Here is a 23,922-nt window from a genome sequence, read left to right on the forward strand (position 1 = left end):
CGCGTCAGGGTTCTGCGTGGTCCGATAGCTCGGCGCGATGACCGGTCTGCCAACTGGTGAGTTGGCGCTCGGCCTCTGATATGGTCACGCTCATCAAGCCGTCAAATTCGGCCATGGCTTCCATATGCCCATGATCAATGATGGATTTGCGAAGAATGCGCATTGCCAGAATAGCATCCTCCAACGCGCGGTCGATATTCTTGACCATGACAGGATCTCCTGCGGGAATAACCTGTCGGCAAGCCGCTTGTTCCAACCGAACGGCACTCGATCTGCTTTTTGAGCGCCGTTTCCCGATGAAGCGCTCCGGCGGTTTCCTTCTCCGGTAGGCGGGTAGAGGTGCTGCCTCGAGGGCAGAACCACGGAAGGGCCTTTATGACGATAAGGGGTGGGAAACCCCTCACGCCATGCCCGGCTGCCGCCGCATTCCCAAATGGCGCACCTTGCGGCCGATGATCATCAGCCTGCGTGCCGTGTTGTTGCGCAGGCGCCGCGCGCGCCATTCCAGCCCGGTTTCGGTGGTGATCCGCCTGGCGTAGATGCTCACACGCATGCCGGCCTCATCGGAGGCCCGCTTGACCGGATCGTCATAGAAGGCGGCGATCTTGTCCGCCGCCATGCCTGGCGTCTCCAGCCAGCGTGGAATGTGCACGGAATGGAGCTGATCGACGTCGATCATAACCCGCCCTATGCCGACGCCCGGCGTCGGGCATGTCGTCCAGAACGCGTCACCGATGAAGACGACCCCGTCGCGGCGATGGCCTTGCGTCGTGGTAAGGTTGATCTGCCGGACCTCGACGGGACTTGAGACAGCGAAGTTGCCGCATTGGGCCGATATTTCAGGCATCAATTCGCAAAGCATCTTCCGCGGATCGGCCCGAAAATCCCTCGTCCATTGTTCGGCCACGGTGCGATAGACGAACATGTTGGCCCGCATCTTGTCGCCGAGGGGAAAGACGGTGATGTAGGCGACGCGGTCGCTGGCCCGCCTGCCGTAGCAGGTGACGGCCTGGTAGACGCATTCGCGCGGCGGAATGGCGAGGTCGAAACCCATCGACAGCGAATGAGCTTTCGATTGCTCGACCCGCTCGACGCCGATGGCGCGCCGCACCGCTTCGCTGTGACCGGTGGCGACCACCAGCAGGCGAGCCGTGATGACCCTGCCGTCGTTCAGCACAAGGCGCTGCCGGTCCGGCCCGGTCGAGACCTCGGCGACCTTGCCGACAGTTATCGGCACTTGCGGAGGAAGGGCATCGCGCAGCCCGTTAATCAACGCGGCATAGGAAAATGCGTATTCGGGCCTGCGCTCACGCGCGAACAATTGGCCAAGGCGGAAAACATGAATGTCGTCAAACGGCGTGACGAGCCGCATGATCGTTTCGTCGAGGCCGAGCTTCTCGAACAGCCGTATCTGATCGCTACCGATTTTCTCGGCCCGGAACTCTTCGTGATGAACGCGGTGCGGATCGATCAGTGCCACCTTGCGGCCGGCTTTTGCCAACACGGTTGCCAGCGTGGTGCCGGCCATTCCAGCGCCAACGATCGCCACGTCGACTTCGGCCGGGACAGCGTCGACGGTTGTCATCTCGCTGCCCTTCATGCTGGTCATCTTCTGTCTCCACAATCCGTGGTGGAAAATATCTTCCGGACCATAATCAACCTCAAGCAACCAGCGCGGGTGGCCGGTAGTAACAAACGTTTAGGTTAACCACGGCCACCTCTTTTCCAGCGCGGCGCGATCGCCGAGCCGTCGATGAACTCCAGGCCGCCCGCCTCGTTGAGCGTGTGCAGCTTACGCCCACTCCATAGCGCGCCGGGGGTTAAGATCGTCTCGACATGCTGCTCCATGCCGTTCAAATCAAGGTGAGTGACGCGTGCGATGCCAAGGGCGCCGCCGTAGCTCCCGCGGCAGTCCTGTACCGGACGCAGCAGCTGGCCGTCGCGTTCGACCATGCGTCCGGCCGGCCGCGCCGAGGCGATGTCGATCAGCACCGGGTTCCTTGGATGCGACGTCCAGGGGCCGCGAAAGTCCGGCGCCGACCACAGATGCAGCGCGTCGGAGAAGGCGCCGCCGCCGTGCCGGGCGCTGCCTTCACCGTCCCGAACGGTGGCGAACAGCCACCACGAGCCGCCATGCTCGACCAAGGTGGCGTCGCTGGCGACGATGTCGGACAGCAGCGTCGCTTCCTTGACCCATCCGCCCGGGAAGGCGGTGGCGCGGTAGAGATCCACCGTCCGGTTGGCGCAGCTTTCGGGCACCATCCAGACCTCGTCGTCACGCTCGAAGACGAAGGGGTAGGAGAGGTGGTAGGGCAGATCGAGCACCGGCTCCGGACGGCCGATCGGCCCCGACGGACCAAACGGCACGGCGGAAATGATGGCTCGGCCCAGGCGGTGGATATAGTCCTCGACGAACAGGGTTACCTGTCCTTGATGAAGGATAGGGAACGGATCGGCGTAGAAGCGGCTGCCGTCGTCGGGCAGCTCATGCCAGCCCGAGGCCGGATGCGCGCGCAGGTCGAACAGATCCCGCCCGCCGGTTTCGCGCCAGCCGACCTTCCAGTGCGGGGCGTTGTAGCAGAGATGGTAGATCTTCTGGACGATGCGCCGCGCCAATACCTTGCCCGCCCTGACGCCGAGCTTGCCGGCCGAGGGCAGCGAAGGCGGCCCCCTGCCGTTCACCGGCTCGGGCAGGACGGGTAGGGCGCCCCGCGCCGCGCCTGTCACCGCCGCCAGGATCAGGCTTGCCGTGCGCGCCAGCATGTCCTGGAACGAGGCGAGCGCGATGCCGCCATATTCGGTGCCCAGGCGTCCTTCGGCGACGACGCCTCCGTTCTCCTCTATGCGGGCCCGCGGGGTCCGGCCATCGAGGATCGACGCCAGCAGGGCCGCTTCGCCGCCGGCGCCGTCATAGGTCACATGCCATACGCGTGTTCCCTCTATTGGCACATCGCCGCAGAGGTCGACCACGAGGTCGGGCGCGGCGGCGGGGTGCGTGCGGTAGGATGCGAACGCCGACAAGGGCAGGCGCTTGGCCAGTCCGTCCGCGGGCAAGCCATGGATGACCCTTTCAAGCTGGAACAGTGCCGCGACGCTGCCCGGAATGCAGCTCCCGGCTGGGCGTGCGTCGACGCTGACCGCGACCTCGGCGAGCGCGGCAAGGCGCTGCAGCAGCAGCAGGTGAAAAGCACGGAGGCAGTCGCTGTCCAGGCGCAGGCTCACCCGCATGTCGCACCCCAGGAATTCTGATGTTCGGTATTGGCCGGTGTTCGGTTCTTAGGCCCGATCTGGTGGGGCGACGGTCGGACTGGCATTCGTTTCCCGCTCGCTTGCGCCCTGTCAACATGGCCCATGCCTCTGCTACGCAAACTCCGTGCCAAAAACCAAAAGAGCTCCCAACATAATTAACAGTGTTTTAACAGTTGGAGTAATAGCTAGGCTGAAGCCGCAATTTAAGCTTTTGGGGCACATGGAGTGTTGTCGGAGCGACCTTTGCAATCATCCCTGCTCTCGTTGCCGCAACAACACGCTCCCGAGGTGATGCAATATGCGCCGGAGCCACCGCCGGCCGCGTCCTATCCGTCCTCGACCGTCGAACTGGGTGATCTGAAGCGCATATTGGTGCGCCGCCGTTTCCTGATCCTCGCCACCGCCGCGCTGCTGACCCTCGCGGCGCTGCTCTATGGACTGTTCACCCCGGCGCTTTACAGCTCGGCGGCGGAGATCATCGTCGATCCGCAGGACCTGCAGGTGGTCACCAACGACGTCAATCCGAGCCGCGTTCCACCCGATGGCGGCATCACCATGGTGGAAAGCCAGGTTGCCGTCGTCCAGTCGAGCGGCGTGCTGCTCAGGGCAATCGCGGCGACCAACCTGACCGACGACCCGGAATTCAACGGGCAGGGCGGATTGTTGAACCGCTTGCTCGGCGGCGTGCTAGGCTCGGGGTCGGCCGAAACCGACAAGACGGGAAAGACGCTCGATGCGTTGCGCCGGCGGCTTGCGGTCAAGCGGGCCGACAAGGTGCTGGTCCTCGACGTGATCGTAACCGCCAAGAGCGCCGACAAGGCGGCGAAGCTCGCCAATGCCATCGCGCAGGCCTACCTGGCCGATCAGGCGAGCGCGCGCGCGAAGATGGCCACGGATGCTTCCGACTCGATCACGGCGCGGCTGGACGAACAGCGCAAGCGCGTCCAGCGGGCCGAGAATGCGGTCGAGGCCTACAAGTCGGCCAACAACATGGTGATGGCCGCCGGCAATCTGGTCAGCGACCAGGAACTGACCGAGATCAACACGCAGCTCGCCGCCGCACAGAGCCGCACCGCGACGCTGAAGGCGCAGGTCGACCAGTTGCGCCGGTCCGGCGGCGCGCCCGACGCGACCTCGGAAGCGATGCGCTCGGCGGTGATTTCGAGCCTGCGGGCGCAGGAGGCGACACTTGTCGACCAGGTTTCGCAGCTCGGCACGGAGCTCGGGCCGCGCCATCCTTCGATGATGGCGGCCCAGCAGCAATTGCGCGACACGCGCGCGCTCATCGCGCGGGAACTCGGTCGTATCGGCGCCGCCGCCGAAACCGACTACGAGCGGGCGCTGGCTAACCAGCAGGCGCTGGAAGCGAAGGTCGCGGGCATGAAGAGCAAGTCGCTCGACACCGACCAGGCCTCGGTCAAGCTGCGCGAACTGCAACGCGATCTCGAGGCGGTGCGCTCCGTCTATGCCACCTATCTGCAACGGGCGCAGGAAACGCGCGAGCAGGTCAATGTCGACAGCACCAATGCGCGCATCATCTCCGACGCCATGCCGGCCCTGAAGAAGAGCTGGCCGCCGCTGTTGCTGTTGGTATTCGGCGCGTTCTTCGGCGGGCTGGGGCTCGGCACCGGCATGGCGCTGATCGCGGAATACTCGTCGCCGACGGTGCTTTCCAGCGCGCAGATGCAATCCGCCATCGACGCGCCCGTGGTGGGCGTGCTGCCGGCAAAATCAGCGCGCCGTCGCTGGTGGCCTTTCGGCGGCGCCGCCGCGCCGGCCGGACAGAAGATGGACGCGGTTGCCGGCCTGGCGTTGAGACGCCTGTTCTCGTCCAGCCGGCGTCCGCCGAACTGGCCGCTGGTACCGTCCATCCTGGTGACGTCGGCGCCAGAAGACTCCGCGCAGCGGGGCCGGGTGGCGCGCCTGCTGGCCAATGCGGCGGCTGCCAGGGGCAGCCGTGTCCTGTTCATCGACACCAACAATGCCGGCGGCAGCCAGAAAGAGCCGCAGCCAGGTCTCCTCGACGTGCTGCGCGGCGAATACGCGTTCGAAGCGCTCAGCCAATACACGCCCGGCAGCAACGTCGCGCTTCTGGGGAAGGGTCGGCCGAAGGCTGCCTTTTCCGAGGCGCAGGGCGTCTATTTCACACAGCATATGCTGGCCCAGGCGAGCCGCAATTTCGAACTCGTCGTCGTCGACGGCGGCGCGCTGGCCGACAATCTCAACGCCTCACCGCTGGTCGCCATGGTCGACGAGATCGTGCTCGTCGCCACGCTGAACGCGACGCCGATGCGCGATGTCACGGCGGCCTCGCAAGCCATTTCCGTCATGGGGCGGTTGCCGACCGGCGCCTTGCTGGTCGACGAGGCGGCCTGACATGGCTGCCATCCGGGGTGCCGCCCGGTCCGCCACCCCGGCGGCGGGCTGGGCCGGCCAGGGTCAAGCCCCGACCGCGCCCCGCACCGGCAATTCCGTTGACTGGGTGACCGGCTACGGCCTGGTCGCGGTGGTGGCGCTGCTGTTCAGTATTTCGGGTGGCATGCTGTGGCTGGTGGGCTACAATTACGACGGCCTGACCGGCAATCCGGCGACCAAGATCCATCCTTCCACCTATCTGCTCGTGCTGATGTTCGCCTGGCGCGCCTGCACGTTCGGCAACCCGGTCGGCTACATGCTAACCATCGCCGACAGGCGGCCGGCCAGCGCGCTGCTGGCCGTCATGTCGATCATGCTGCTGGTCGTCGTCATCATCAGGCAACGCCCCGGCATGGCCGGCATGATCGACACGTTCGTGGCGGCGGCGCTGCTGGTGATGATGCTGGCCGAGGCCGACGAAAAGACGTTCGCCCGCATGCAAACCGTGGTGCACGCGGTGATGACGGTGAACGCGCTGCTGGCGCTGTTCGAGTTCGCCACCAAGACGCTGGTCTTTCCCTACCGGCTCGACGGCGAGGTGTTCATGAACGACCTGCGCTCGACGGCGCTCCAGGGCCATCCTCTGTCCAATGCCACGATCACCTCGATCTATGTGCTGGCGCTGCTCTCCGGTTCGAAATCCCTGTCCATGCCGCTGCGGCTCGGGCTGATCGGCCTGCAATGCGCGGCGCTGGTCGTATTTGGCGGGCGCTCGGCGATGGTGACGACGATCGCGCTCGGCGGCATCTATCTGCTTTTCAGCGGCGTGGCTTATCTGCGGCGAGGGCGCATCAGCCTGCCGGGTGCCGCCCTTGCCGTCATGCTCGCCTCGCTGTTGCCGGTCGTGGTCGTCATGCTGTTCTCCTACGGCTTCTTCGACGCGCTGCTGGAGCGCTTCGTGTCGGACAGCGGCAGCGCCAATGCCCGCGTCGAAATGTTCGAGTTGTTCAAGCATTTCGAACCGCGCGACCTGATCGTGGGGCCCGACATCGATCTCATCGAAAGCCTGCGCCGCATCAACGGCCTCGAACAGGGCATCGAGAACCCGATCATCCGCCTGCTCCTCTATCAGGGCGCCTTCTTCACCCTGCTGTTGTTTTTCGGCTTCGTGCTGTTCATGCACGAAGTGGCGCGCCGCTGCCATCCCGGCATCTGGCTGACTATGCTGGGCTGGCTGATCCTGCTCAACACCTCCGAAAGCCTGGCGTCCAAGACGACGCTGATGACCAAGTTCGTGGTGATAGCGCTGGCGCTTTACAGGCCGGTGAAGGTGGCGGGGCGTCCGGGCGCGCAAGGTGTGCCGAGGTAGCGCTCTACGGCGCGCTCCCCCTGTCCTGGCGGACGGGGGACAAGGAACTCGGCCGCATCTGGAAGGCGCTTATTCCGGCATACTCAACCCCAATGCATCCACCATCGCCGGGTCGAGCGAGCGGGTTTTGTCGTCCATCATGCCCATGCCGTCGAACAGGTCCCAGAAGGCCCACGGGAAGCCGGATGCCTCGGCGCTCTGCCTTACATCGGCGATGTAGCGGGCGCGGTCCGGGTTGGGGGCGGCGACGTAGCGGGCGTCGGTGCGGAGCGCGCCGAATTCGCCCATGATGACGCGCGTCGGCGCGATGCCATGGCTGTCGGCCCAGCCGCGCGCCTGGCCGATATATTTGTCGACGAACCAGCGATCGGGCCTGGCGTCGAAATAGACCGTCAGCACGCGTTCGGTTTCGGCATAGGCGGCCTGCTTGTCGGCTTCCGAGGTTTCGGTGTCCCCGGCCATGCGGGCCCTGACCGAGGCCAGCGTCCGTTCGAGCGAACCGGCGGAGGCCGGCCACGGCACGTTGTTGAGCGCGCGGTAGACGGGCTCGCGCATCCAGGGTGCGCCCTGATGGCTGAACAGATAGGGTTCGTAGAAATGAAAGGTGAACAGGATCGGCTCGAAGGCCGCCAGCGGTTCCGGATCGAGCGCGGCAAGCCCGCTCACCATCGAGCCGCAACCGCCGGTGACGACAAGCGGCAAGGTCGACGACGATGCCCTGGCTGCCGTCAAAAGCGCCGCCTGGACCAGAGACCAGACGTTTGACGAGCAGGATTGCGGCGGCTCGTTGACCGGTTCCAGCGCCACCATGCCCGACGGGAACCGCTGCAGCCTGCCGGCAAGCGTGCCCACCAGCGCGCGATAGGCTTCGAATTCGGGCGCGGCGGTGCTGGAAACCATGCGGTCGGGATTCCAGTAATGGGTGGCGCCGTTGGCCTGCACGTTGACGATGATGCCGAGATCCGCATCGATGACTGCCGCGACGGCATCGTCCAGCATCGCCAGCAATTTTGTGCGCGTGGCGGCATCGGCGGCCAGGAAAGGGCCGGGATCGACCGGCAGGCGGACGAAGTCGAGCCCGGTCCGGCGCAGCCGGCGAAGGTCGTCCGGTGTCGGCACCGGCCGCTGCGATTGGAAGGGCGGCCAGTCATAGTCGGTGCGCGGCGCGGGAAACTCGCGTGTGAGCGCGAACCAGGGCCAGGCGTTGACGCCGTGGCGAAAACGCCATTCGCCGGCGGCGGCCGGCGCGGGCGATGCGGCCGAGAGTGCTGCCGTTGCGGGCACCAGCGCCGTCGACAGCGCGGTCCTCAGCAGCCGCCGTCGCGACCAGCCCGTCATACGGCTCCGGGCGAGGGACGGTCGACTGGCTGGGCAGCGGCGGCGCTCACCCCCAGAAGGCGGTAGGCTTCGGTTTCATAGGCAAGCAGGACATCGTCCCAGCGGAAAGCTTCGTTGGCGCGGGCCCTCGCGGCCGCGCCGCAGGTCCTGACCAGCGCTTCATCTTCCATCGCCTGCCGCATCCGCTCGGCGCAACTCTGCCGGTCGGTGAAGAAGATGGCGGCCGCGCCGGCGGTCCATCTGTTGTAGGGATTGTCATGGGCGATGACCATGTTGCCGGCGGCCAGCGCCTCGACCAGCGACGGGTTGGTGCCGCCGACGGTATGGCCATGCAGATAGGCGCGCGCGTGAAAACGCAGCGCCTTCACCGCCGCCTGGTCGTAGATCGCGCCGGGCAGCACCACCGAGGCGTTCGCCGCCTTGCGGACGGCGACATGGTAAGGGATATCGGGGGAAAGCGTGCCCAGCACCACCAGCTTCATGTCGCGCTTCCGGCTGCAGAAGGCCTCGACCATCGGCAGGATGTTGTTGTCGGGCTCGATACGCGCGATCGAGATCAGGTACTCGCCAGGCTCCAGGCCGAGCGCGCGCACCGACGTCTCCGGTGCCGATGTAACCGGGTCGGCGCCGTAGGTGATGGTGGCGATGGCGCTGCGCGGCCGGCGGGTCGCCAGGTGATCCGCGATCACCGGATGGTCGGCGACCAGGCGGTGCGAGGCCCAGGCGCCTATCCATTCGTTTAGCCAGAACCACGCGCGCGCAGCCACACCCCATTTGGGCCGGCGCCACTCGATGCCGTCCATGTTGGTGATGATCTTGCGCCGCATCAGCCTCAGCCAGGTCAGGAAGATCGCGCCATTATAGCCGAGCACCAGGCAGATGCCTGGCCGCCGGGCGGCGTCGAGCACGCATTGCCAGTCGAATTCCAGTGTCGCGCGAGGGCCTTTCGAGGCGACCTGGATATGGATGAGATCGATGCCGTTCCAGGTGTCGACACGTACCCTTTGGTCGACCCGCTCGACCTCCTCCTGGCAATAGACGCCGACCTTCCAGCCGCGCCCGGCCAGAAACAGCGCGAGCTTCTCGGCGAAGGTTTCAAATCCACCATGGGCCGCTGGAATGCCGCGCGTCCCGAGAATCAGGATGGTGGGCATTTCAGGTCTCATGGCTGCTGGCGCTTTCAAATCCGCTCGATTCCGCAATGCGCGGGCCGTCCCCTCTGAAAACCCAGCCCAGCGATATCCGTGCCAGACTCAGTTCCAGCTATCATGGCACTGGGGTGTAAAATATTTCTTCCAGCGGCCGGAGTTGTTTCACTATCGGTCAACTATCCCAGCGTATGTGTATCGAAACAAGGCAATGCCGCGACCGTGCGACCCGCGGACAGAGAAATCAGGGCCGGCATGATCCTTGCTCATGGACTTCTGTGCGCCACATCGGCGGAGGACGTGCGGCATTTGGTATGGTGATCCGGGTTCTCCATCCACTCGTCACCATGACGGCAACAAGTGAAGTCCAAAGGGGTGTTGGGCTTGAAGTCTCCACTCGCCTGTTCCGTCAGGCGGCGGGATCGTCAAACTACCCCTGGCAGAAAGATGCATGGGAATATGCGGATTGCATGCGTCCATCAGGGCTATGAACTCTATGGTTCCGATCGCAGCTTCGCGGAGAGCGTCGCTGCGTTGCGCGCCGCGTTTCCGTCAGCCGACATTGAGGTCGTCCTGCCGCGCAGCGGACCGATCGTGCGGATCCTCGAACCGCATGCGACCCGGATCGTCTTCGAGCCGCTCTGGGTGCTGAGGCGACAGGCGATTGCGCGCCTTGCCACCGTCGAGATGGCGCGGCTGCCGGTCGCGGTGCTGAGGGCCTGGCGGCGGCTTCGGAATTGCGATCTGACCTATGTCAACACCTCGATCGTGGCCGATTATGCGCTGGCCGCGCGCCTGCTACCGCACAAGGCCGTGCTGCACATCCACGAAATTCCCGAAGGCACCATGCGCAGGATCCTTGTCGGCCTGATGCACTGGAGCCATGCCGATCTCATCTTCAACTCGCGCGCCACCCGCGCCGCGTTCGGGGAGCCTAGATCCGCGCGCTCCTATGTTGTCTATAACGGCGTTGCGGGCCCGGCCGCGGCCGAAGCGACGACCTATGACGGCAAGCGCCCGCTCAAGGTGCTGCTGCTTGGCCGCATCAACAGGATCAAGGGCCAGGAAGTGCTTTTGGAGGCGATCGCCTCGTTACCGGCGGAACTGAAGTCGAGGATCGAGGTGCGGCTGGTCGGCGGCGCCTTCGAAAGTACCGAGCGCGAACGCGCGCTCGCCGAACTGGTCAGCAGCATGGGGCTCGGCGGACGCGTCAGCGTGCTGCCCTTCATCCCCGATCCCTCCGAGCATTATCGCTGGGCCGATATCGTCACGGTTCCCTCGCGGCGTCCCGAATCCCTCGGCCGCGTCGCCATCGAGGCGATGGCCTATGGCCGGCCGCCGCTGGTGTCGGCGATCGGCGGGTTGGTCGAGGTGGTCAGCGACGGTGAGACCGGTTGGCATGTTTCGCCCGGCGATGCCGCCGCCCTTGCAGCCAAATTGGAGGAAATCATCCTGCGGCCCGAGGCCTGGCGCTCCTTTGTCGCCGCCGGGCGGGCGCGCTACGAGGCGGTCTTCAGCGAGCCGATCGCGGCGGCGGCGATCGCGGCGATAGCCGGGGACAAGCTGAAGGCAGCTATCGCCAGGCCGGGGCGGACGGCAACCGCCCGCCAGGCGGAGACACGGCCGTGAAACTTCCTGGCCATCTGGTGCGGCGTCTCGTGCTGATGATCGGCGGCGAGGCGATGCAGAGCGGCTTCCACTTCGCCCTCAACATCGCGCTGCTGCACATGCTTTCGGCGCAAGGCTACGGCCTCTTTGCCATCGGCATGGTGATGGGCGGCGTCGGCCTGTCCTACATCAGGTCGCTCACCGCCGTTCCGGCCTCGATATGGATGGGCAAGAGCACCAACAGCGCCGGCGTCGATGCCTATGACGTCGCCTTCGGGACGGCGGCGCTGGTCGTTGCCTTGCTGATGGCCGTCGGCACGGCGATCGTGATGCGTCTCTTGGGCGACCCTAGCGGAATTGCCGCGGGCTGTTTCGTTGGCGCATGGTCGCTGCGCAGCCACATGCGCACGGCCTTCTTCGCGCGCCGCCAGCAGGTGATCGTCTCCCTCAGCGATGCCGCCTTCACCTTCGCCGGCACGGTCATGGCCGGCCTGGCGATCTGGCTGGCCAAGGATGCGCTGCAGACCGTGTTCTATGCGCTTGCGGCGGCCAATGTGTTTGGCATCTTCGTCCTGGTCAGGCTGGCGCGCCGCACGATGCGCATCAGCTTCCGCATGCCGACGCGGCGGCGCTATGCAAGGCTGTGGTCCCAGCTCTGCTGGTCGGCATTCAGCGCCACCACCACCAACATCCAGGGACAATGCCTGGCGCTGCTGGTCGCGGGCATTGCCGGGCCGGCCGCCTATGCGCCGCTGGCGGCGGTGCTGGTGTTGTTCGCGCCGCTGCGGATCAGCAGTCTTGCCTTCGTGAACATGACGCAGCCCGAACTCGCCAAGCTGATGCGCAACAACGAGACGCGCCGGGTCTGGGCGCAGGCAAAGCTGTGGGCCGTTGTCATGGGGCTTGGCGCGGTCGTCTATGGATGCGCCATCCTGGTCGTACTGCCGATGATAAAGTCCCAGGCTCTCCAGGACGCGTCGGTGGGATTCATCGGGCTTTTCGTGATCGCGAATTTCGTCCCGATCATGCTCTACATCATGCCCCGCATCGTGCTCGAGATAATGGGTGACTTCCGCATCGTCGCGTTCATCACCCTGGGCGGCGCCATCGTCGGGCTGGCGTTGATCGCCATCGTGCTGTCGATCGCCTCCCCGCCATGGGCGCTGCTGGGTTCGGCGGTGTCCGAGATCTTCGTGCTCGTGGCATCATGGTATTTCGTGCATCACCGCATGTGGAACATCGAACACCCGGACCAGCAGCGCGACAGCCGCCTGGGCTCCTGGCGGCGGGCGGTTTCGTTCGCCGCGGTAAAGCGATAGGAGAAGGATGTGACAGGCCACGCAGTGCAAATTGCCGCGATGACCGACTTGCCTGGCGGGCAGGTCTCGCATCCCACCTCCATCGCGGCGAACGACGCCTATACGGCAAAACTGCACACCAGCCTCGAGGCGGTCAGGCCACTCTGGCTGCGCTTTCAGGAAAGCGGTGTGTGCACCGGCCACCAGAATTACGCCTGGGCGGAAGGGATCGCCACGCGGCTGCTGCCGGAAAGCGCCGAACTCCTCATCGTCGAGGTGGGCGACGCCACGACTGGCGAACCCAGGATGCTGGTGCCGCTGATGCGGCGCAGGGCTTTCCATCATTGGGTGGTCGAATGGTTGAGCTGCGGTGTCTGCGACTATTCGGCACCGCTGCTGGCCGATGCCAGCCCGTGGACGCGACAATCCGCGCAGGCTGCGTGGGCGGCGGTGCGCTCAGCGCTGCCGCCGGCGGACCGCGTCCACATCGTGGGGATTCCGCGACAGATCCAGGGCGTCGCCAATCCGCTGGCCTTGCTGTCGGCCACACGCGATTCCATCCAGACCACTTTCGGCCTCGCCATCGATGGCGACCCTGAAACAGTGCTCAAGCGTCTCTGCAGGCCATCCTTCGCCAAGGAATTCGGCAAGGACTGGCGCCGCCTCGAACGGGTTGGCGGCGTGGAACTGGTCGAGGCCGGGGCGCCGGCCGAGGTTGACCGTATCTTCGGCGAACTGGTGCGGATGCGGCTCGACCGCTTCCGCGAGCTTGGTCGCTTCGATCTGCTGACCCAGGAGAACATCGTCGAGTTCTACCGGAACGCGGCTATTCAGGGCCTGTTGGACGGTTCGGTGCGGCTTTTCGGGCTGCTCGTCGGCGAGGCTCTGATCGCGGTTCAATATCTGCTCGTGCATCAAGGGACTGTTCATGCTCTGCTGATAGCAATGGACCAGGGCGTCGTGCCCAATGTCTCGCCGGGGCTTGCAATCATGGGCAGGTTGATCGGCTGGGCGCGCGAACGAGGCTTTGGATATTTCGACCTGTCGGTCGGCAACCAGAGCTACAAGGAACATATGGGCGCCAAGGGTTCGGTATTGGTCGAACTCTGCCATGGGTACACGATGCGGGGCAGTGTGGCCTCCACCGCCATCGAGTTCCGCAGGCGGGCCGAGGCTTTCGTACGCTCCAGCCCAAGGCTGCTCAACGCGGTCAAGGGAACGATGCGGGGTTTTCGGCGCCTGCGTGGATGATGCCCATGCGCCCCAGAACGAATGGGAGAGGCATGTGGCAAGCCAGGCAGTGCGGTTGGTCGCGACGGCGGATGCACCGGTTCAACCAATTTCTCCGGCTAGAGCAGGCATGGGCGCCACCGCGCGCTATACGGCGCGGCTGCACACCAGCTTCGACACCGTCAGGCAGCTCTGGCACCGTCTTGAGGAGACCGGTTTGTGCACCGGCCACCAGGGCCTTGCCTGGGTGGAAGGCATTGCCGGGAGGCTGATGCCCAAAGGCGCCGAGCTGCTCGTCGTCGAGGTCAATGATGCCGCCACGGGCGCGCATGTCATGCTGCTGCCGCTGACGCGGCGCCGGGCGCTCGGCCACTCCGTGATCGAATGGCTGAGCCACGGCGTGTGCGATTATTCGGCGCCGCTGCTGGCCGATGCCAGGCCTTGGACCAGGCAAAGCGCCGACGCCGCCTGGGCCGCGGTCCGCGCCGTGCTGCCGCCGGCCGACCGCATCCATATTGCAGGGATTCCGCGAGAAATCCACGGCGTGCCCAATCCGCTGGCGCTGCTTTCGGCGGCGCGCGACTCCATCCAGATCGCCTCCGGCCTGGTCATGGACGGCGAGCCGGAGACGCTGGTCAAACGTATCTGCAAATCGTCCTTCACCAAGAATTTCAACAAGCACTGCCGCCGCTTCGAACAGCTCGGCGGCCTCGCATTGGTCGAAGCCGAGACGCCTGAGATGATCGATGAGCAGTTCGGCAGGCTGCTGGATCTCAGGCTCAACCGCTTTCGCGAACTCGGGCGCTTCGACCTGCTGACGCAGGCGCCTATCGTGGAGTTCTACCGCAACGCCGCCTTGCAGGGGCTTTCCGACGGCTCGGTGCGGCTGTTCGGGCTGCGCGTCGGCCAGGCCTATCTCGCTGTCATGTATGTGCTCGTCATGAAGGGCACCTTGCACGCCCTGCTGCTAGGGATCGACCAGGAGGCGGTGCCCAACGTCGCGCCGGGCCTGACGATGATCGGCAAGCTGATGGTGTGGGGACGGGCGCAAGGGCTCGGCTATTTCGACCTCTCGGTCGGCGGACAGGGATACAAGCAGCAGATCGGCGCCTCGAACTCGGTGCTGGCCGAACTGTGCGAGGCGATGTCGCTGAAGGGCAGGGGCTCGACCGCCTATATCAGGCTGCGCAGCAAGACCGAGCTGTTCGTGCGCTCCAAGCCGCGGCTTTACAAGGCCGTGCAGGGGGTGATGCACCGTTTGCGGCGGTTGAAGAACTGAAGGATGCCGCCCGCGAAATTGACAGGCGCGCGCGTCTCCGCCATCCTTGGGGCCAGTCGCCGGGCCGCCAAGAGCGGCCGAGTTCCGTGTCAGGCGACCGAGGGTGAAGCGCATGTCGACTGCCGTGAACGGCCAGAACTCCAAGCGCGCCGCGGTGCGCAAGGCACTTGACCGCCACAAGGTCTACGTCACCGCGCAGCGCTTCTCAGGCGGCACCTACAGTGCGCGCGTGCTGGTCGACGGCGAGGCCTACTGGGTGGATGAGTTCCGGCTGAGCCAGTTGCAGCAGGGTTTGTCGCCGGCCGAGCTGGAGCTGACGCCGGCGACCGACGACTGAGACCACGTGAAAAATCGCGAGCGGTGCCAACGTAGCGCCCTACGGCGCGAAGGAACGAGGCGGTTGTTGGTTTCCGCCAGACTCGGCTTTTGACATGCCGCCCGCCAAGCTCACATCCTATCGCGCCAAACGCGAATTCTCGAAGACGCCGGAGCCGGCCGGCGGGCTGATGACCGGGAGCGGCAACCGCTTCGTCATCCATAAGCATCACGCCACCGCGGACCACTATGATCTGCGCCTGCAGGTCGGCGATGTCTTGAAAAGCTGGGCGGTGCCGCGGGGGCCCTCGCTCAACCCAGCCGACAAAAGGCTGGCGGTGGAGACCGAGGACCATCCGCTCGAATACATCGATTTCGAGGGCGTCATTCCCGAAGGCGAATATGGCGGCGGGCCGATGATCGTCTGGGACAGCGGCAGCTGGGCGCCGATGGACGATGTCGACAAAAGCCTGCGCACCGGCGCCTTCAAGTTCCGGCTGGCCGGCGAAAAGCTCAATGGCGGCTGGATGTTGACCCGGCTGAAGCCAAAGCCCGGCGAAGACGAGGACAAGAAGAACTGGCTGCTGTTCAAGGAGCGCGACCTCGCCGCCGACACGGGGCTGAATATCCTCGAAGCGCGACCGGAAAGCGTGAAATCCGGCCTGCGCATCGAGGAGCTGGTGGCGCCGCCTAGCCCGGCCGCGAAGTCCGCGCCAAAGCCCGGTTCGCTGAAGCCGGGCGACCTGCCGGGTGCGGCCAAGGCGCCGGCGCTGAGCCGCATCGAGCCGCAACTGGCGAGCCAGGTGCCGAAGCCGCCGGGCGGCGAAAGCCTTGCCGAGAATACGAACGAGCTCTGGCTGCATGAGATCAAATTCGACGGCTACCGCACGATGGCGCATGTTTCCGATGGGGAGGTGCGGCTGATCACGCGCGGTGGCATCGACTGGACGAGACGCTATGGCGACTTGCCACATGCGTTCGCCAAGCTGCCGTGCCGCGAGGCGACCGTCGACGGCGAGATCGTCGTGCTCGACGCCAAGGGCATTTCCCGCTTTGCGCTGTTGCAGGACGCGCTGGCAGCGGGCGCCGGCAGCAAGCTGCATTTTTACGCCTTCGACCTGTTGCATCTCGACGGCTGGGACCTGATGAAGGTGCCGCTCATCCGGCGCAAGGCACTGTTGGCCGAACTGCTTGGCGGGCTTGGCGCCAACTCCGCGATCCAGTTCTCCGACCATGTCGAAGGTTCGGGGCAAGCGCTTTACGACCAGGTGACGGAACTCGGCCTGGAGGGCGTGGTCTCCAAGCGCGCCACCTCGATTTATCAGAGCGGCCGCACCAAGAACTGGACCAAGACCAAGGCGCTCGAAAAGGACGATTTCGTCATCGCCGGCTACACCACTTCGGATGCGGCCGAGGGACTGGCCGCGCTCGGCATGGCCGAGTGGGTGGACGGCGAACTGCACTATCGCGGCAAGGTCGGCACCGGCTTCGATGCCGGGACCGCGGCCGACCTGCTGGCCCGGCTTGAGCCGCTCACATCAGGCGCTACGCCGCCGGAAGGCGTGCCGCGCGAAATCATGCGCGAGATGCACTGGGTCAAGCCGCTGTTTTCGGCGCGCATCCATTTTGCCAACCGAACCGCGGACAATTCGTTGCGCCACGGTGTGTTCCGGGGCCTCAGGGATGTCGGCCTGTCGACGCCGGTCTCCTCGACCCGCAAGCGCCTGATCGCCGAAGCCGATCTCGCCACCATCTGGGTGACAAACCCGACGCGGAGGCTGTTCGGCAAGACCGGCCCGACCAAGCTAGACATCGCCGTTTATTACGCGCTGGTCGGCGATTTCATGCTGCCGCACATCCTTGGCCGCCCGGTGTCGCTGGTGCGCTGCCCGACCGGCCTGCCCAAGGACTGCTTCTTCCAGCGTCACGCGTTCACAGGCATGCCGCCTTCGGTGGTGACATTCCAGGCGACCAATTCAGAGGGCGAGACCAAGTCCTATCTCTCGGTCGAGGGCGCGAAGGGCTATCTGGCGCTGGCGCAGTTCGGCGTCGTCGAGTTCCACACCTGGGGCACGCATCGCTCGAGCCTCGACAAGCCCGACCAGATCGTCCTCGACCTCGACCCAGGCGAGGGGATCTCCTGGCGCGAGGTGGTGGAGGCCGCCATCCACATCAAGGGCGAGCTGGAGGGGCTTGGCCTGGTGCCGTTCGCAAAGACCTCCGGCGGCAGCGGTATCCACATCACCGTGCCCGTGAGGCAAAAGCAGAACTGGAAGAAGCTGCATCAGGCAACCAGCGCCATATCAACGCATCTAGCGGCCACCGCGCCGGACACCTTCACCACCACAATGGGCAAGGAAAACCGCAAGCGGCGCATCTTCATCGACTATCACCGCAACGCGCGCGGCCACACCTCGGCGGCGCCCTATTCCTTGCGCGCCCGCACCAACCTGCCGGCTTCGACACCGGTGAGCTGGGCCGATCTGGAGGCGATCGATGCACCGCAGGATTTGAATTATTCGTCGCTGCCGGGGTTGCTGGAGACGTCGGGCGATCCGTGGGCCGAGATTGACGGGTTTGCCAGGGATTTGCCTGTGGTCTCGTAGAGGTAAACGGCTTCGAGGCGCCCTTCGACGACCAGGGCTCCTGAAACTCTAGGGTCCGTGCGCGTCGCTTCGCTCCTTGCTTCGCTTTGGGATGACGAAGCATGGGAGCGTTCGCTGTGGTCGCCAGCGTGTCGGCTCAAACTCCATCGACGCTTCCGACAATTTGAATTATTCTCCTCCCGTGGCCTCCAAAGCCGGCGGGAAGACTTCGTCAGGGATTTGCCGGTATTGTGCGGGTCGGTGTAGGAGTCGCGCAGCCTTGTTCGTCCTTCGGACGAAGCGCTGCGAAGTAACAGTCAGTGCATGGCCGCGTAGGAGTTCATCATGGCGCCCAGGGCAAGTTGGAAGGGTTACCTCAAACTCAGTCTCGTCAGCTGTCCGGTGCGGCTATACCCCGCCACCAGCGCCAGCGAGCGCATCTCGTTCAACCAGCTGCACAAGAAGACCCACAACCGCATCAACATGAAGCCGGTCGACCCTGAACTCGGGCTCGTCGAGCGGGCGGATCTGGTCAAGGGCTACGAGTACGAGGACAAGCAGTACATAATCATCGACGATGCCGACCTCGACACGGTGCGCATCGAATCCAACCACACAATGAACATCGAGGCCTTCGTCGATGAGGACGAGGTCGACGTCATCTACCAGGACGCGCCCTATTACATGGCGCCGGACGGGGCGATGGCGGAAGAGACTTTCGCCGTGCTGCGCGAAGCGATGCGCAAATCCGGCAAGCTCGCCATCGCCCGGCTGGTGCTGTCCAGCCGCGAGCGCGTGGTGACGATCGGCGCGCGCGAGAACGGGATGTTCGTGTGCACGTTGAGGAACCCGAACGAAGTGCGCGGCACTGCTGAATATTTCGGCAACATTCCGGCCGGCAAGCCTGATCCGGAAATGCTGCAGCTTGCCGAAGCGCTGATCAAGCAGAAGGAAACCACCTTCGATCCGAAGAATTACGAGGACCGCTACGAGGTCGCGCTGATGACGATGATCCGCGAGAAGCTGAAGGGCCATAAGCCGATCATCGCGGCGGCACCGGAGCGCGGCAACGTCATCAACCTGATGGATGCGCTGAAGGCCAGCCTGTCTCAGTCGAAGCCGCCGGCCAAGTCGAAGAGCAAGGCCGACGAAGCCGACAAGCCGGCCACGAAGAAGGCGGCTGCGGGTGGCGCGCCTGAAAATCCGCTCAAGGCCAACCTGCTCAAGGCGGTCGGCAAGAGCAAGAAATGACGGCACCGGCCGTTCTGGGCGCTGTCTTCGGCACGATCGGCGCTCTGGCGGCGTTTCCACTCAGGCTCGCCGCCCGCGAGGTGGAGCGCCAGCACGGCCAGCTCAGGCGCGGCGTCACCCGGCGCACCACGCATGTCGTGTTCGGACACGCGTTGTTGGTCAAGGCCGGGCTGACCAAGGCCGGACTTACCAAAAATAACGATAGCGAGATCGAACGCCGCCTCGGCACCGAGCGCGCGGCCGGGCGCATTCTGATGAGCGAGAACGGTTTCCTGCGGCTGCTCGGGCTGATGAAGGCGCCCGAGGCGTCTTCACTGTCGCGCCAATCGCTGATCGATCAGTCAAGGCTGTCCGGCCCCGATCTCGACCGGCTCAGCCTGTTCGATGCCTTCGAGCATGATGGCGAGCCCTACTCCTTCCGCGACCTGATCCTGGCGCGCAAATATGCCGGGCTGATCGCCGGGGGCGCGACATGGGGCGCGATCGCGCGCTCCGTCCACCGCTCCGGCCCGGTGGCCTCGCTCACCGCCAAGTCGCTCAATGTCGGCTCGCAGCACGGCCGCCCCGACGCGATCTACCTCGAAGGCGGCCAGAGCGAGCTCGACGGGCAGCTGCTGTTCGATCTCGGTGCCGCGGCACAAGGCGACGAGACGCTGGAAGATTTGTTCGCCGAGGCCGAGGCCGCGGAGGAGGGCGGCGACCATGACGGGGCCACCGCACTCTACCAGCGCTGCCTCGCCATCGATCCCACCGACGCCATCGCCGCCTTCAACCGCGCCAACTGTTTGCGCGGGTCTGGTCGCGTGGCGGAAGCCGCGCACGATTATGCCAGGGCGATAAAGCTCGATCCGGCCTTCGTCGAAGCCTGGTTCAACCTCGCCGGGCTGATGAGCGAGCAAGGCCGCGACGCTTCGGCGCGAAGGCATTTGCAGAAGGCGATCGCGCTCGACAAGACTTATGCCGATCCGGTGTTCAATCTGGCGCGGCTGGAGTTTGACGCGGGCAATCTGCTCGAGGCGCGGCGGCTGTGGATGCGGTACCTGGAGCTCGACGCGGAGTCGGAATGGGCAGGGGTGGCGGCCAGGGGTGTGCAGTTCGTGGACATGCAGCTGGCGAAGGCGGCGGGGTGACGATGGTTTGCGGAGGCCGCGATAACAGCCGATCTCCACCCTCGTGGGGTGAGGTTGGCAGTTTCGCCGTCGCGCGGGGTGTCACAACATGACCAGCTTCCTCTTCGATGGCCACGACACCGCTCCCGTCACCATCCTGCTGGCCCATGGCGCCGGCGCTTCAATGGACTCTCCCTCCATGACAGCCACCGCGAAGGCGCTCGCCGCCGCGGGCTTCCAGGTCGCGCGCTTCGAGTTCCACTATATGGCGGCGCGCCGCTACGGTCAGCGCAAGCCGCCGCCGCGCGCCGAGACAGTGAACCCGGAATACATCAAGGCGATCGCCGACCTCCGGGCGAAGGGTGTAGCGGGCAAGCTCATCATCGGCGGCAAGTCGATGGGCGGGCGGGTCGCCTCAATGATCGCCGACGAGATGTTTTCCAAGGGCGAGATCCTAGGACTGGTCTGCCTCGGCTATCCCTTCCATCCGCCTGGTAAGCCCGAGCAATTGCGGACAAAACATCTCACGGGGCTGAAGACGCCGACGCTGATTTTCCAAGGCACGCGCGACGAGTTCGGCACGAAGGACGAGGTCGCGACCTACAACCTTTCCGACGCCATCGAAGTGATCTGGCTGGAGGACGGCGATCATGATTTGAAGCCGCGCAAGAGCATTTCGGGTTTCTCGACCGCGGATCATCTGACGACGCTAGCGGAGACGGCGAAGGCTTGGATGGGTAGGATCGCGCCCTAATCCCCAATGAAGATCGCCAGCTTCAACATCAACAACGTCAACAGCCGGCTGGACAACCTGCTGGCGTGGCTCGGCGCCGCGAAACCCGATGTGGTCTGCCTGCAGGAACTGAAGGCGCGCGACACGCAGTTTCCGCGCACCGCGCTTGCCGATGCCGGCTATGGCGCGGTGTGGAAAGGCGAGCCGACCTGGAACGGCGTCGCCATACTCGCGCGCGGTTCCGAGCCGGTGCTGACCCGCGATGTGTTGCCCGGCGACGATGCCGACCGGCAGAGCCGCTACATCGAGGCCGCGGTGAACGGCATCGTCATCGCCTGCCTTTATGCACCGAACGGCAACCCGCGGCCGGGACCGAAATTCACCTACAAGCTCGCCTGGCACGCGCGGCTGGAGGCGCATGCCCAACAGCTCATCGACACCGGCCTGCCGGTGGTTCTGGCCGGCGACTACAATATCGTGCCCGAGCCGCGCGACATCTACGCCACACGCTCCTATGACGACAACGCGCTGGTGCAGCCGGAAAGCCGCGCCGCCTTCGCCGCGCTGCTCGAACAAGGCTGGACCGATGCGTTGCGCAAGAAACACCCGAAGGAGACGCTCTACACCTTTTGGGATTACCGCCGGAACCGCTGGCCACGCGACGCGGGCCTGCGGCTCGACCACGTCCTGCTGTCGAAGACGCTCACCCGCCGGCTGAAAGGCGCCGGCATCGATCGTGACGTGCGCGGTCAAGATGGCGCTAGCGACCATGCCCCGGTCTGGGTGGAATTGGGGTGAGGGATTTCACGTCCGTCAGCCGCGCACGCACCCTTTTCCGCGGGTTGTCTCTCGCGCTAAGCTGGACAGGATCGGCAAGGGATGGTTGATGCATTGCATTTGTGACAATGGCGAGCGGCTATCACCGAAGCCGGTCTGCCATGAGTGACCTCGCTCTTGTCGGCCTGCTTGTGGCGGTGCTTGCGATCATTTCCGCCGCGGTTGCCGCCATTCGGCTGTTGCGCAAGGCGCGCCTGCGCCGCCGCGCGCTGCGCCGGGCCGACCCGGCCAAGGACTACGCCGTGCGCACAGACTGGAGCCGCAGCACCGGCACCGTCAACTACTCGTCCTTCGTCTATTTCGACGTCGACCGCGACGGGAGCTACGGCGTGGCCGACCGGCCGATGGCCGGCATCATGGTGCGGCTGTTCGACGGGCAGGGTGGCTTTGTCGCGTCCTCAAGGACGAACAATGGCGGTTATGCCAATTTCGCCATGTCGACATCGGCGCTGACAGCTGCGATCCGCGTGCCGGCTGCCTACCGGTTCTCAGTCTCGGTGCCGCCGGGCTGGCGCTCGCCAAGCGCCAACGACACGCAGTCGACGGAGTTCCGGCTGGCGCCCGGCTCGCCCACCGGGCTGGTGTCGCCGGACCTGCCGCGGCCGGTCGGGCTGGCGCCGGTGCGCAGCCTGGCTGGCAGGCTGGCGGCAGGTGGCACCGCGACCCTGTCGGTGATGGCTCAGGGGCAGGTGATGGAGAGCCTGACGCTGGCGCCGGCTTGCGCCTTCCGGTTCGAGCTTGCCGACGACGCCGACACTGTGGTGATCACCGGCGGCGGGCTCGACCGCCGGCTGGTGCTGTCCCCTTACCCCACCGATCTCGGGTTGCTTTCGCCCCGGGCGCCGGCGGATGAGGCGGCGGCGCGCACGATCGGCTTCGACGACGTCACCGGGCGCGGCTTCCGCAAGATCCCATGCGGCCATGCGGGGCTCGACTGGCGCAACCTGAACGCCATGGCGAATGACCACACCAAGGACAGCGAGGGCTATGTCAACGGTAATGTTTCAGGCGACCACGTGGCATACACCAGCAGCGGCTATCCGGCCGAGTTCAGCCGCGAGACGCCATTTGCCTTCCACTCGGTGCTGCTCAGCGCTGCCTGGCTGAAGGCGGAAGGCGAAACGGCGCTGATCGAAAGCTGGTCGGGCGACCGGTTGGTCGCCAGCGATGAAATGGTGCTGTCGGCGCTCACGCCGCTCCACTACGCCCCGATGCTCGGGGAGATCACCCGTGTCCGCCTTTCGACGAAACACCATTGGCAAATGGTCTTGGACGACCTGATGCTGGCGGGCTGATTACGTCGGCAATGAGGTCACCGAAGTGCCGTTGGTCGCGGCAGTGATCAATTTCAGATTGCCCTTCCTGATCAAAACGGGCCGCCTATAGATCTTCTTCATGACGCAAGCTCTCCACTATATCCCGGGCGGAGTGTGTCATAGTGCCGCCCACTGTCAATATTTCGCCGGGGACGGCTCAATTCATATCGGCATCGACCGTGATAAATTGGACACTAGCCTTTATCGGCGTCGTCTGGTCGAACCGGAGATCGTGGCCACGATGGAGGCGGCGCAATCGACCTTGAGCTGGATTTTCTTGAGCAGGGTGGTCGCACATCTTCTTATACCGCGGCTGTCCGCGTTCCGTCTCACGCGAGGCTGGCGGCATTTTGCGATACGCTCATGACGCTGATAGTCTGACCCGAAGGCCCGGCGAGGGGATGCGCGATGAACAGGTTGGCTGACAGGGTGCTGGCGCTTGTCCTGGCCGTGCTCGCGGCTGCCTGTCTGGCCCAGGTCTATCCGCTGATCGAAATCCTAGCCGGGCGTGGCCTTGCCGGGCTCGATGCTGTCACGCCGCGGCCGGCGGCATATTCGGCGGCGGCACTTGCCTGTTTGATCGGCGCATTGCTGTTCCTGGCGGGCCAATTGCCCGGCCGGCCCGAGCACGCGGCCGGGGTGCCGCTGTTCGGCAGGGACGCCGAATTGGAGCCGGCGGGCCGCCCACGCCTGCGCCGGACTTTCCTGGTGCTGCCAGTGGTTGTCTTGCTGGCGTTGCTTGGCGACGGGTTCGGCTCGTGGCGGCCGCATGAGGGTGGCGAGCAAGTCGCCAGCGCGCCGCCCATGGAATCCGCGCCAAAGCCGGAACCGCCGGAGCCGTCGCCAGTTGCTCCGACACCGCCTTTGCCGCCGGCCCCGCCGCCCGAGCAGGCGGGCACGCC

19 protein-coding genes and 1 pseudogene are annotated in these 23,922 nt (G+C 65.3%); 14 read left to right on the plus strand and 6 right to left on the minus strand.

The features are described 5' to 3' along the window. Positions 1-4: 4 nt before the first annotated feature. From X739_RS154225 to X739_RS154215, 3 genes are all read right to left on the minus strand, one after another. Positions 5-208 carry a hypothetical protein gene (locus X739_RS154225; RefSeq protein WP_023794551.1) on the minus strand — a complete coding sequence of 68 codons (204 nt, stop codon included), beginning with the start codon at positions 206-208 and terminating at the stop codon, positions 5-7. Positions 209-400: 192 nt separating this feature from the next. Next, positions 401-1,609: an NAD(P)/FAD-dependent oxidoreductase gene (locus X739_RS154220; RefSeq protein ID WP_023774637.1), complete on the minus strand. Its 1,209-nt coding sequence runs from the start codon at positions 1,607-1,609 to the stop codon at positions 401-403. 95 nt (positions 1,610-1,704) lie between these two features. Then, positions 1,705-3,228, minus strand: a complete 1,524-nt coding sequence (locus X739_RS154215) for a hypothetical protein (protein ID WP_023794552.1) — start codon at positions 3,226-3,228, stop codon at positions 1,705-1,707. A 264-nt stretch (positions 3,229-3,492) separates the two neighbouring features. On the opposite strand from X739_RS154215, the gene X739_RS154210 reads away from it, so the two are divergent. Both X739_RS154210 and X739_RS154205 read left to right on the plus strand, forming a co-directional pair. Beyond that, positions 3,493-5,625 carry a Wzz/FepE/Etk N-terminal domain-containing protein gene (locus tag X739_RS154210; protein ID WP_023794553.1) on the plus strand — a complete coding sequence of 711 codons (2,133 nt, stop codon included), beginning with the start codon at positions 3,493-3,495 and terminating at the stop codon, positions 5,623-5,625. 1 nt (position 5,626) lies between these two features. Next, the gene (locus tag X739_RS154205) at positions 5,627-6,973 is read left to right on the plus strand and encodes a VpsF family polysaccharide biosynthesis protein (RefSeq protein WP_023774640.1); all 1,347 of its coding nucleotides are present in this window, start codon (positions 5,627-5,629) and stop codon (positions 6,971-6,973) included. A 69-nt stretch (positions 6,974-7,042) separates the two neighbouring features. On the opposite strand, the gene X739_RS154200 is transcribed toward X739_RS154205, so the two are convergent. Continuing rightward, a complete protein-coding gene (locus X739_RS154200) occupies positions 7,043-8,311 on the minus strand; it encodes a cellulase family glycosylhydrolase (protein ID WP_023774641.1) in 1,269 nt (422 codons plus the stop codon). Then, positions 8,308-9,477, minus strand: a complete 1,170-nt coding sequence (locus X739_RS154195) for a DUF1972 domain-containing protein (protein WP_023794554.1) — start codon at positions 9,475-9,477, stop codon at positions 8,308-8,310. The genes X739_RS154200 and X739_RS154195 overlap by 4 nt, the downstream gene beginning before the upstream one ends. A 441-nt stretch (positions 9,478-9,918) precedes the next feature. Between X739_RS154195 and X739_RS154190 the strand changes: the two genes are divergently transcribed. The 11 genes from X739_RS154190 to X739_RS154145 all read left to right on the plus strand — a co-directional run bounded on the left by X739_RS154190 (position 9,919) and on the right by X739_RS154145 (position 22,999). After that, a complete protein-coding gene (locus X739_RS154190) occupies positions 9,919-11,088 on the plus strand; it encodes a glycosyltransferase (RefSeq protein ID WP_023774643.1) in 1,170 nt (389 codons plus the stop codon). After that, positions 11,085-12,386: a hypothetical protein gene (locus X739_RS154185; RefSeq protein WP_023794555.1), complete on the plus strand. Its 1,302-nt coding sequence runs from the start codon at positions 11,085-11,087 to the stop codon at positions 12,384-12,386. Before X739_RS154190 ends, X739_RS154185 begins: the two co-directional genes overlap by 4 nt. A gap of 9 nt (positions 12,387-12,395) precedes the next feature. Further along, a complete protein-coding gene (locus X739_RS154180) occupies positions 12,396-13,616 on the plus strand; it encodes a GNAT family N-acetyltransferase (RefSeq protein ID WP_023794556.1) in 1,221 nt (406 codons plus the stop codon). Positions 13,617-13,725: 109 nt separating this feature from the next. Next, positions 13,726-14,874: a GNAT family N-acetyltransferase gene (locus X739_RS154175; RefSeq protein ID WP_023774646.1), complete on the plus strand. Its 1,149-nt coding sequence runs from the start codon at positions 13,726-13,728 to the stop codon at positions 14,872-14,874. Positions 14,875-14,986: 112 nt separating this feature from the next. Beyond that, entirely contained in the window at positions 14,987-15,211 is a 225-nt protein-coding gene (locus tag X739_RS154170) for a hypothetical protein (RefSeq protein ID WP_015316844.1), read from the plus strand. A 94-nt stretch (positions 15,212-15,305) separates the two neighbouring features. Next, positions 15,306-17,795, plus strand: coding sequence for a DNA ligase D (gene ligD, locus X739_RS0134195; protein ID WP_031252016.1), 2,490 nt, complete (start codon positions 15,306-15,308; stop codon positions 17,793-17,795). Between the two features lie 324 nt (positions 17,796-18,119). Continuing rightward, positions 18,120-19,025 carry a Ku protein gene (locus tag X739_RS154165; protein ID WP_023774648.1) on the plus strand — a complete coding sequence of 302 codons (906 nt, stop codon included), beginning with the start codon at positions 18,120-18,122 and terminating at the stop codon, positions 19,023-19,025. Beyond that, positions 19,022-20,155, plus strand: coding sequence for a tetratricopeptide repeat protein (locus X739_RS154160; protein WP_023774649.1), 1,134 nt, complete (start codon positions 19,022-19,024; stop codon positions 20,153-20,155). The genes X739_RS154165 and X739_RS154160 overlap by 4 nt, the downstream gene beginning before the upstream one ends. Before the next feature lie 88 nt (positions 20,156-20,243). Beyond that, positions 20,244-20,888 (plus strand): alpha/beta family hydrolase, encoded by a 645-nt coding sequence (locus X739_RS154155; RefSeq protein WP_023774650.1) that lies wholly within the window; start codon positions 20,244-20,246, stop codon positions 20,886-20,888. A gap of 6 nt (positions 20,889-20,894) precedes the next feature. After that, the gene (locus X739_RS154150; protein WP_023794558.1) at positions 20,895-21,665 is read left to right on the plus strand and encodes an exodeoxyribonuclease III; all 771 of its coding nucleotides are present in this window, start codon (positions 20,895-20,897) and stop codon (positions 21,663-21,665) included. 140 nt (positions 21,666-21,805) lie between these two features. Next, positions 21,806-22,999 (plus strand): hypothetical protein, encoded by a 1,194-nt coding sequence (locus X739_RS154145; protein WP_023794559.1) that lies wholly within the window; start codon positions 21,806-21,808, stop codon positions 22,997-22,999. On the opposite strand, the gene X739_RS1000000169940 is transcribed toward X739_RS154145, so the two are convergent. Next, positions 23,000-23,101 (minus strand): hypothetical protein, encoded by a 102-nt coding sequence (locus X739_RS1000000169940; protein ID WP_023774653.1) that lies wholly within the window; start codon positions 23,099-23,101, stop codon positions 23,000-23,002. It abuts the gene before it with no gap. A 327-nt stretch (positions 23,102-23,428) separates the two neighbouring features. On the opposite strand from X739_RS1000000169940, the pseudogene X739_RS17775 reads away from it, so the two are divergent. Further along, positions 23,429-23,922, plus strand: a pseudogene (locus tag X739_RS17775) (WD40 repeat domain-containing protein); the annotation flags it as partial.

Origin of the sequence: Mesorhizobium sp. LNHC209A00 (assembly GCF_000502915.1) — a bacterium.
Lineage (GTDB): Bacteria > Pseudomonadota > Alphaproteobacteria > Rhizobiales > Rhizobiaceae > Mesorhizobium.